This window comes from Micromonospora sp. PTRAS2 (assembly GCF_054052245.1).
Genome location: NZ_JBSWBU010000001.1, coordinates 1,256,656 through 1,263,086, shown reverse-complemented (window position 1 = coordinate 1,263,086; position 6,431 = coordinate 1,256,656). Strand labels below are relative to the sequence as shown.

Sequence of the window (6,431 nt, the reverse complement as noted above, 5' to 3'; positions counted from 1 at the left end):
GGCAAAGCCGACCCAGTGCGGGGTATCAAACTACTTGGCACTGGCTTATCAAGCACCCTGTTGAGTTCTCAAAGAACAACCACACACCATCCGAAACCCCCGAACCCGGGGGCCCCATCCGGGGCATCTCGTTCATCCGCGCCCCCGCTTTCGCGCTGGGCACTTTTACTACGTTACCTCACCGTCTCTGCCGTGTCAAACCGTGTGTCCCGGTCTGTCGTGCTTCGTACGGATTCGGCCCCGCTGAGCGCGCGCGGCGGCGAACCACTGCTCGTGATCATCGGATTTGGCAGGCCGGCCGTCGTGGTCTCCCACGATCTCGCCCGGTTCCCCGCCGGTCGTCAACCTTACCCGGTCGGTTTCGCCGCTCCAAATCCGCCCTGCGGCAGATCCGGTGGCCCCGCCCGGCTCGCCCCCGGAGGGTCGAGCTGTGCTGTCCGGCGCTCCGGCCTCCCAGGACTTTCGCCCTGTTTCGTCCGTTCCGCGCTGGCAGAGAGAAAGTTACGCGTCCCGGGGTTTCAACGTCAAATCGGGGGGTAGAGGCCCGCGTCACACCATTCGTGACCGAAGATACCCGCAGCTCAGCGGGTCAGCCCCGGCTCCGTGCGCCTCGCCAGCCCCGTACGCCGAGGACACCGACCGTAGTGCCGACCGCCAGCGACGCCGCGATCAACAGGGCGTGGATCCAGAGGAACCCGGTGGGCGTCCCCTCGCCCACGACACCGCCGGCCCACGCGCGGGGGTCGTTCCAGATGGCGACGGCGAACCGGGGCCAGATCACCCACGTCCACACACCGACCCCGACGAGGAAGAGCGCCCAGCCGCGCGACAACACCATGGTCCGCGAGTATGCCAGCGGACCTGCGACGCGTACCCCGTTTGCTCTGTGAGGGGCGCACGGACGGCGGCCCGGCGGTCTATCGTGGAGGCGTGGTCCGGCCCTGCACCCTCGCGCCGGAGGCCGTCGACGGCCTCCCGGTGGGTGCCGCGCCGGTGCCGCCCGGCAGCTCCGGCGACGGCCGCGAGCGCATCCTGGACGTCCTGCGTGCCGGCGGACTGCGGTTCCGCGCCGGCGGGCGATGGCGCACCGGCTCCCTGATCTGACGAGCCGATCCACCCGACCTCCGACGGGCCTTCGCCCGAGGTCGGTGCGCGCCCGCGCGCCTCCCACCGCTTCCACGGCACGAAAGGCACATCCCCATGTCCGTCGCACGGATGCTCACCGGTGACCGCCCGACCGGGCGGCTGCACCTCGGCCACTACGTCGGCAGCATCGCCAACCGGGTGCGGCTGCACCAGCGTTACGAGAGCTTCTTCATCATCGCCGACCTGCACATGCTGACCACCCGCAACACCCGCGAGGACATCGCCGCGGTGTCCCGCAACGCCCGAGAGATGGTCACGGACATCCTCGCCGCCGGCGTCGACCCGGCGCGGGCCACGTTCTACCTCCAGTCGGCCATCCCCGAGGTCGGCGACCTGAACACCCTGCTGCAGAACCTGGTGACCGTGCCCCGGCTGGAACGGGTGCCGTCGCTCAAGGACATGGCCCGGGCCGCCGGCAAGGAGGAGATGCCGTACGGGTTGCTCGGCTACCCCGTCCTCCAGGCCGCCGACATCCTCTGCGTGAAGGGGCAGGTGGTGCCCGTCGGAAAGGACAACGCGGCGCACGTCGAGGTGACCCGGGAGATCGCCCGCCGGTTCAACCACCTCTACGGGGAGGTTTTCCCCGTGCCGGAGACGATCGCCGCCGAGACGCCGTCGCTGGTCGGCACGGACGGCCAGCGGAAGATGAGCAAGAGCCTGGGCAACACGATCTCGCTCTCCGCCGACGCGGCCACCGTCCGCCGGGCGGTCATGGGGATGTACACCGACCCGAACCGGGTGCGCGCGGACGTCCCGGGCACGGTGGAGGGGAACCCGGTGTTCGCGTACCACGACGTGTTCAACCCCGACCGGGCGCAGGTGGCGGACCTGAAGGAGCGGTACCGGGCCGGTCGGGTCGGCGACGTCGAGGTCAAGGAGCAGCTCGCGGTGGCGCTCAACCGCTTCCTCGACCCGATCCGGGAACGGCGGGCCCGGATCGAGGCCGACACCGGGCTGGTCGACCAGCTCATCGTCGACGGCACGGAGCGGACCCGGGCCGAGGTGCGGCGCACCCTGGTCGAGGTCCGTCGGGCGATGGGGCTGACGGGGGCGTACCAGCAGGTGCGGCGGCGGGCCGAGCGCGCCCGCCGGGCCGCGGGCACCCGGACCTGACCCATCGGGTACACCGGGAGCGGGCCGGCCGGAGCGGGAAACGCGGCGGCGTCCACCGGGCCGGCCGGCTATGCTCCGCCACGTGATCAGCCGCGGCAGCCACGCCACCACCGACGCGTCCCAGGACGCCCCGGTCGGATCGGTGCGCCGCGAACGACGCCGGGCTCGGACGAGCCCCCGTCGACGCTGAGCTGACCCACGTTCTCCTGCGACCGGCGGATCGAGCCGCCGGTCGCGTACCCGATCAGGCTCTCGCTCCCTCGGAGTCCCTTCCGGTGGTCCGTCCGACGGCGGGCCCGAGCGAGATCGGCGTACCCATGGATCTGGAGAGTTTGCTGGCCGACCGGCTGACGCCCGCGTTCGCGGCGGTGGCCGGCGGCCCGGTCGACCCGGCCGTGCGGCGCTCGGCGCACGCCGACTACCAGTCGGACGCGGCCCTGGCGCTGGCCCGGCGGCTCGGCCGCCCGCCCCGCGACATCGCCGCCGAGGTGCTGGGCCGGGCGGTCCTGGGCGACCTGTGCGCGGCGGCGGAGGTGTCGGGGCCGGGGTTCATCAACCTGACCGTCGCCGACCAGGCCCTCGGCGCGGCGGTCGCCGGGCTCGTCGGCGATCCCCGGCTCGGCGTGCCGCGCGTCGCCGGACCGGAGACGGTGCTGATCGACTACTCGGCACCGAACGTGGCGAAGGAGATGCACGTCGGCCACCTGCGGTCGACGATCATCGGGGACGCGACGGCCCGGCTGCTGCGGTGGCGGGGCCACCGGGTGATCCGGGCCAACCACCTGGGTGACTGGGGGACGCCGTTCGGGATGCTGATCGAGCACCTGCTGGACCTCGGGGAGGCCGACGGGGCGGCCGAGCTGTCGGTGGGCGACCTGGACTCGTTCTACCGGGCCGCGCGGGCGAAGTTCGACGCGGACGAGGGGTTCCGGGCCCGGTCCCGGCTGCGGGTGGTCGCCCTGCAGGCCGGCGACGAGCGGACGGTACGGCTGTGGCGGCTGCTGGTCGGCCGGTCCGAGGGTTACTTCCTGGGGGTGTACCGGGCGTTGGACGTGACGCTCACCGAGCGGGACTTCCAGGGGGAGAGCCGCTACCAGCCGATGCTCGGTCCGGTGGTCGAGGAGCTGGACCGGCTCGGGCTGCTCCGGGACAGCGACGGCGCGGCCTGCGTCTTCCCGCCCGGCTCCGTGGGCCGGGACGGGGAGCCGCTGCCGCTGATCGTCCGCAAGCGGGACGGCGGGTACGGCTATCCGGCCACGGACCTGGCCGCGCTGCGGTACCGGACCGGCGAGCTGGGAGCCACCCGGCTGCTGTACGTGGTGGGCCTGCCGCAACGGCGGCACTTCGAAATGGTCTTCGCGGTAGCCGCTGCGGCCGGCTGGCTGCCCGGGGCGGCCCGCGCCGAACATGTGGGCTTCGGTTCGGTCCTCGGCGCCGACGGGCGGATGCTCCGCAGCCGGGCAGGCGCCCCGGTGAAGCTGGCCGACCTGCTGGACGAGGCGGTGGCTCGGGCCACCGCGTTGGCCCGGCGCAAGAACCCCGGGCTGGATGCCGCGGAGGTGGCCGAGGTGGGCCGGGCGGTCGGCATCGGCGCGGTGAAGTACGCGGACCTCGCGACCGACCGGCACCGGGACTACGTCTTCGACTGGGACCGGATGCTGTCCCTGGACGGCAACACCGCCCCGTACCTGCAGTACGCGTACGCGCGGATCCGGTCGCTCTTCCGGCGGGCGGGGGCGGACGGGTTGCCGGCGGCGGTGGAAGCCGTACGGGTGCCGCTGGCGGACCCGGCGGAGCGCGCACTGGTGTTCGCGCTGCTCGGCTTCGCCCCGGTGGTGGTCGAGGTGGAACGGACGTTGGAGTTTCACCAGCTCGCCGGCCACCTGCACCGGGTGGCGGCGACGTTCAGCGCGTTCTACGAGCGGTGCCCGGTGCTGCGCGCGGAGGGGGCCGTCCGGGAGGGTCGGCTGGTGCTGTGCGGGCTGACCGCGCGGGTGCTGCGGCAGGGCCTGGACCTGCTGGGCATCCGCACCCCGGAACGGATGTGAGGCGCGCGGGGAACGGCGGCCAGGCGCTCACGGTCAGTCCTCCGGGTCCGGGTTGTCCCGGAGGATGCCGTTGAGGTAGAGCGACTCGCGGCAGGTGGTGGCGCGGGGGGCGTTGGCCGGGGTGCCGGGGCGGCGGCAGACCACCGTGAGGGTCACCCGGCCCCGGGCGGGAACGCGGATCGGGGTGACCGAGTGGTAGTCCTGGTTGCGGAAGTTCTCCAGGGCGTAGGTGACCACCCGCACCTGGTTCGCGGTGACCGTCAGCGTGCCCTCGTCGCCCTGCACGTTGTCGACCAGGAAGTCGGTGAGCAGGAACGTCTTGCCCGCCGGGACGGTGTAGCTGCGCTCCGCCGACCCGTTGGGGCTGGTGCGGAAGGTGATGGCGACGGAGAACTGCTCCCCGCCGAGGCCACCGGCGGGGCCGCCCACCCCGCTGCCGTCGGTGCTGCCGTCGCCGGGGGTGCCGGCACCGGGCGGGGTGGTCGTCGGGGCCGGGTTCGGCGCGGCGCTGGGCACCGGTTCGCCCCGCGCGACCTGCCGGGCCTGCTCCGCCTCCACTGCCTCCCGGGCGGCGGTCTCCACCTGCGGGCGCAGCAGCCCGAACCAGAGGGCCAGCAGCGCCAGGAGCAGCGCGAGCAGGGCCGCCAACAGCTTCAGCAGCCCGGCCGAGATGATCGGGCGCTGGACGAAGACGGCGTCGAGGCCACGGGCCCGGCCGTCCGAGGTGCGCAGCTCGACGGCGAACGGGTACTCCTTCGGCGCGCCCCACCAGAGCAGCCGGCGGGCGCGTACCCGGAGGGGGGTCTCGGCGCGGGTGCCGTTGGGCACGGTTACCGGCTCGGCGGGCAGCGCGAACGTCACCTGGTCGGTGCCCTCGGCGGCGGCGAGGCCGACCTGCTCGGTCACGTTGCCGAGGTTGTCGGTGTCGATGCGGTAGCGGGCCCCGCGCAGCCCGCTGCGCGACGGCGGCTGCACCTGCGCGGCCAGCTCCGAGAACGGCTCGACGGTGAGGACGCCCTCCTCCACCACCGCCGAGTCGGGGTATTCGGCGGGAACCACGCGGACGCCGAAGGGCCGGTCGCCGGCGTCCACCCGGGCGGAGCGGGGCGGGCGGAAGGTGACCGTGACGGTGTCCGAGCCCGCCGGGTAGAGGTTGAGGGTGGGCGGCTGCACGGTCACCCACTCGCCCGGCACACCGAGGATCTCGAACCGGTACGCCTCGACCGTGTCGCCGGCGTTCCGCACGGTGACCGGGACCTCGACCTCGCCGCCGGGGGCGACGCTCACGGAGGTGCTGGCCAGATTCGCCGATGCGCGCATCTGCTGGAGCGTAGGAGCGCTTCTGTGGCCTGTCAGGGGCCATCGGGGTACGACGGCGGGCAGAGGTCGCTGCCCGCCGGGCGACGTTAAGTACACGCAAAGACATCGCGCCCATACTCGCCGTGCCGTCGGCGCGCCGGCCGTCGGCACGGGGAGAGGAGGCGAGGATGCAGCGGATACCGGTCTACGTGCACGCGACGGATCCGATCTCGTGGACGGGCGTGACGGGGCAGCTCACGGGTCGTTCGGAGGTCAGGGTCCTGGCCCAGGCGGACGCCGCCGACGCGGCGGTCACCCTGGTCGTCGTGGACAGCCTGACCCCGCCGGTGGTGCAGGCCCTGCGGCGGCTGCGCCGGGAGCAGAACCGGCTGGTGCTGGTGCCGGCCACCATCGACGACGCCCAGCTGTCGGCCGCCGTCGAGTGCGGGGTGGTGGGGGTGGTACGCCGCAGCGAGGCGTCCGCCGGCCGCCTGGTCGAGGTGATCCTGTCGGCGGCGCGGGGCGAGGGGAGCGTCCCCGCCGACCTGCTCGGTCGGCTGCTGAACCAGATGCGCCGGCTCCAGCGGGAGGTGCTCGACCCGCGCGGGTTGAGCCTGGGCGGGCTGAGTTCGCGGGAGGTGGACGTGCTGCGGCTGGTCGCCGACGGGTTCGAGACGCGGGAGATCGCGGTGAAGCTGTCGTATTCGGAGCGGACGGTGAAGAACGTGGTGCACGGCATGACGACCCGGCTGCACCTGCGCAACCGGGCGCACGCGGTGGCGTATGCGCTGCGGCACGACCTGATCTGACCGGCCGGATCCGGGC

6 protein-coding genes are annotated in these 6,431 nt (G+C 73.3%); 4 read left to right on the top strand and 2 right to left on the bottom strand.

From position 1 onward, the window contains the following. Positions 1-589: 589 nt before the first annotated feature. A complete protein-coding gene (locus ACVMYR_RS05950) occupies positions 590-838 on the bottom strand; it encodes an SCO4848 family membrane protein (RefSeq protein WP_457121269.1) in 249 nt (82 codons plus the stop codon). 92 nt (positions 839-930) lie between these two features. Between ACVMYR_RS05950 and ACVMYR_RS05945 the strand changes: the two genes are divergently transcribed. The 3 genes from ACVMYR_RS05945 (at position 931) to argS (ending at position 4,307) form a co-directional block, all read left to right on the top strand. After that, on the top strand, positions 931-1,104 hold the full coding sequence (locus ACVMYR_RS05945; protein WP_176734417.1) for a hypothetical protein: 174 nt from the start codon (positions 931-933) through the stop codon (positions 1,102-1,104). Positions 1,105-1,200: 96 nt separating this feature from the next. Next, positions 1,201-2,259 carry a tryptophan--tRNA ligase gene (gene trpS, locus ACVMYR_RS05940; protein WP_077935082.1) on the top strand — a complete coding sequence of 353 codons (1,059 nt, stop codon included), beginning with the start codon at positions 1,201-1,203 and terminating at the stop codon, positions 2,257-2,259. A gap of 317 nt (positions 2,260-2,576) precedes the next feature. After that, positions 2,577-4,307: an arginine--tRNA ligase gene (argS, locus tag ACVMYR_RS05935; protein ID WP_457121305.1), complete on the top strand. Its 1,731-nt coding sequence runs from the start codon at positions 2,577-2,579 to the stop codon at positions 4,305-4,307. Positions 4,308-4,340: 33 nt separating this feature from the next. Here argS and ACVMYR_RS05930 read toward each other — a convergent pair whose 3' ends face one another. Beyond that, a complete protein-coding gene (locus tag ACVMYR_RS05930; protein ID WP_457121268.1) occupies positions 4,341-5,627 on the bottom strand; it encodes a COG1470 family protein in 1,287 nt (428 codons plus the stop codon). A gap of 167 nt (positions 5,628-5,794) precedes the next feature. Between ACVMYR_RS05930 and ACVMYR_RS05925 the strand changes: the two genes are divergently transcribed. Further along, positions 5,795-6,415 (top strand): helix-turn-helix transcriptional regulator, encoded by a 621-nt coding sequence (locus tag ACVMYR_RS05925; protein WP_091285474.1) that lies wholly within the window; start codon positions 5,795-5,797, stop codon positions 6,413-6,415. The last annotated feature ends 16 nt before the right edge of the window (positions 6,416-6,431 follow it).